Source organism: Nocardia xishanensis NBRC 101358 (assembly GCF_001613365.1).
GTDB classification, from domain to species: domain Bacteria; phylum Actinomycetota; class Actinomycetes; order Mycobacteriales; family Mycobacteriaceae; genus Nocardia; species Nocardia xishanensis.
In genome coordinates, this window is the sequence record NZ_BDCF01000019.1 from 1 (window position 1) to 3495 (window position 3495).

Here is a 3495-nt window from a genome sequence, read left to right on the forward strand (position 1 = left end):
CTCCGGCTCCCGCTCCGGCCGCCACCAAGCCCGCGGCTCCGGCCAAGGTCAACGCGCGTGCCCCCCAGACCACTCCGGCGCCTGCCTCGAACGCGGCGCCGACTTCCGGCGGTCCCAAGCCCGCCGAGGCGGCCGACGAGGCGAAGGTGCTGCGTGGCGCCGCCGCCGCGGTCGTCAAGAACATGTCCGCCTCGCTGGCCATCCCGACCGCGACCTCGGTGCGCGCCATCCCGGCCAAGCTGATGATCGACAACCGTCTGGTCATCAACAACCACCTGGCTCGCACCCGAGGCGGCAAGATCTCCTTCACCCACCTGCTCGGCTACGCCATCGTGCAGGCGGTGAAGGCGTTCCCGAACATGAACCGGCACTTCACCGAGATCGACGGCAAGCCGAACGCGGTCACCCCCGCGCACACCAACCTCGGTCTCGCCATCGACCTGCCGGGCAAGGACGGCAGCCGTTCGCTGGTCGTCGCGGCCATCAAGGGCGCCGAGGACATGACCTTCGGCCAGTTCCACACCGCCTACGAGGACATCGTGCGGCGCGCCCGCGTCGGCAAGCTGACCGCCGAGGACTTCTCCGGCGTCACGATCTCGCTGACCAACCCGGGCACCATCGGCACCGTGCACTCGGTGCCCCGCCTGATGAACGGCCAGGGCGCGATCATCGGCGCGGGCGCCATGGAGTACCCGGCCGAGTTCCAGGGCATGAGCGACGAGCGCGTCGCCGACCTGGGCGTCGGCAAGCTGATGACGCTGACCTCGACCTACGACCACCGCATCATCCAGGGCGCCGAGTCCGGTGACTTCCTGCGCACCATCCACCAGCTGCTGATCTCCGACGAGTTCTACGACGAGATCTTCCACGGCCTCGGCGTGCCGTACGAGCCGGTGCGCTGGCGCAAGGACGTCAAGGAGCGCGGCGTCGACAAGAGCTCGCGCGTGCTCGAGCTGATCGCCGCCTACCGCAACCGCGGCCACCTGATGGCCGACACCGACCCGCTGCGCCTGATCAAGGACAAGTTCCGCAGCCACCCCGACCTGGACGTCACCCAGCACGGCCTCACGCTGTGGGACCTGGACCGCGAGTTCAACGTCGCCGGCTTCCACGGCCAGGAGCGGATGAAGCTGCGCGACGTGCTCTCGGTGCTGCGCGACGCGTACTGCCGCCACATCGGCGTCGAGTACATGCACATCCTGGAAACCGATCAGCTGCAGTGGATTCAGGAGCGTGTCGAGCAGAAGCACGTCAAGCCGACCGTCGCGCAGCAGAAGTACATCCTGAACCGGCTGAACGCGGCGGAGGCCTTCGAGACCTTCCTGCAGACCAAGTACGTCGGCCAGAAACGCTTCTCGCTGGAAGGCGCCGAAGCGGTCATCCCGATGATGGACGCGGTCATCGACCAGTGCGCCGAGCACTCGCTCGACGAGGTCGTCATCGGTATGCCGCACCGCGGCCGCCTGAACGTGCTCGCCAACATCGTCGGCAAGCCGTACTCGAAGATCTTCACCGAGTTCGAGGGCAACATGAACCCGGCGGCCACGCACGGCTCCGGCGACGTGAAGTACCACCTCGGCGCGCGCGGCACCTACCTGCAGATGTTCGGCGACAACGACATCGAGGTCTCGCTGACCGCCAACCCCTCGCACCTGGAGGCGGTCGACCCCGTGCTCGAGGGTCTGGTCCGCGCCAAGCAGGACCTGCTCGACAAGGGCGACGGCCCCGAGGGCTTCTCCGTCATGCCGCTGATGCTGCACGGCGACGCCGCGTTCGCGGGCCAGGGCGTGGTCGCCGAGACGCTGAACCTGTCGGGTCTGCGCGGCTACCGCGTCGGCGGCACCATCCACATCGTGGTGAACAACCAGATCGGCTTCACCACCTCGCCGGAGAACAGCCGCTCCACCGAATACTCCACCGACATCGCCAAGTTCATCGGCGCGCCGATCTTCCACGTGAACGGCGACGACCCGGAGGCGTGCGACTGGGTGGCGCGTCTCGCGGTCGACTTCCGTCAGAAGTTCCGCAAGGACGTGGTCATCGACCTGATCTGCTACCGCCGTCGCGGCCACAACGAGGGCGACGACCCGTCGATGACCCAGCCGTACATGTACGACGTCATCGACACCAAGCGCTCGGTGCGCAAGAGCTACACCGAGAGCCTGATCGGCCGTGGCGACATCTCCATGAAAGAGGCCGAGGACGCGCTGCGCGACTACCAGGGCCAGCTGGAGCGCGTGTTCAACGAGGTCCGCGAACTGGAGAAGTTCCCGCCCGGTCCGAGCGAGTCGGTCGAGGACGACCAGAAGGTGCCCGCGACCGTGCAGACCGCGGTCGACAAGGCCGTGCTGCAGCGCATCGGCGACGCCTTCCTCAACGTGCCCGACGGCTTCAACGTGCACCCGCGCGTCAAGCCGGTGCTGGAGAAGCGCCGCGAGATGGCCTACGAGGGCAAGGTCGACTGGGCCTTCGCCGAGCTGATGGCCTTCGGCACGCTGATCGACGAGGGCCGCGCGGTGCGCCTGACCGGTCAGGACTCGCGCCGCGGCACCTTCACCCAGCGCCACGCGGTGATCATCGACCGCAAGACCGCCGACGAGTACACCCCGCTGCACAACATCGGCAGCGAGACCCCCGGGTGGTTCGCGGTGCACGACTCGGCGCTCAGCGAATTCGCCGCCGTCGGCTTCGAATACGGCTACTCGCTGGGCAACCCGAACGCGCTGGTGCTCTGGGAGGCGCAGTTCGGTGACTTCGTCAACGGCGCGCAGTCCATCATCGATGAGTTCATCTCCTCCGGTGAGGCCAAGTGGGGCCAGCTCTCCGACGTGGTGCTGCTGCTGCCGCACGGCCACGAGGGCCAGGGTCCCGACCACACCTCCGGCCGCATCGAGCGCTTCCTGCAGCTGTGCGCCGAGGGCTCGATGACCGTCGCGGTGCCGTCCACCCCGGCGAACTACTTCCACCTGCTGCGCCGCCACGCGCACGACGGCATCCGTCGTCCGCTGATCGTCTTCACCCCGAAGTCGATGCTGCGCAACAAGGCCGTGGTGTCGGACCTCAAGGACTTCACCGAGTCCAAGTTCCACTCGGTGTTCGACGAGCCCACCTACGAGCAGGGCGTCGGCGATCGCGCCAAGGTGAAGCGAGTGCTGATGACCAGCGGCAAGCTCTACTACGAGCTGGTCGCCGAGAAGACCAAGCAGAAGCGCGAGGACGTCGCCATCGTGCGGATCGAGCAGCTCTACCCGCTGCCCAAGTTCCGCCTGAACGAGGCGCTCGAGGGGTACCCGAACGCGACCGACATCGCATGGGTCCAGGAGGAACCGGCCAACCAGGGCGCATGGCCCTTCTTCGGCCTCAACCTCCCCGACTTGCTCCCCGAGCGGCTCGGCAAACTCCGCCGCATCTCTCGCCGCGCCATGTCGGCCCCGTCCTCGGGTTCGTCCAAGGTGCACGCCGTCGAGCAGGCGGAGATCATCGCGGAGGCGTTCG

Annotated in this window: 1 protein-coding gene; it reads left to right on the forward strand. The window is 67.6% G+C overall.

Annotated elements, in window-relative coordinates; genetic code table 11:
- Nucleotides 1–3495 (forward strand): multifunctional oxoglutarate decarboxylase/oxoglutarate dehydrogenase thiamine pyrophosphate-binding subunit/dihydrolipoyllysine-residue succinyltransferase subunit (locus tag NX1_RS17440; RefSeq protein ID WP_174555490.1); only part of this gene is annotated, 3495 nt, incomplete at both ends.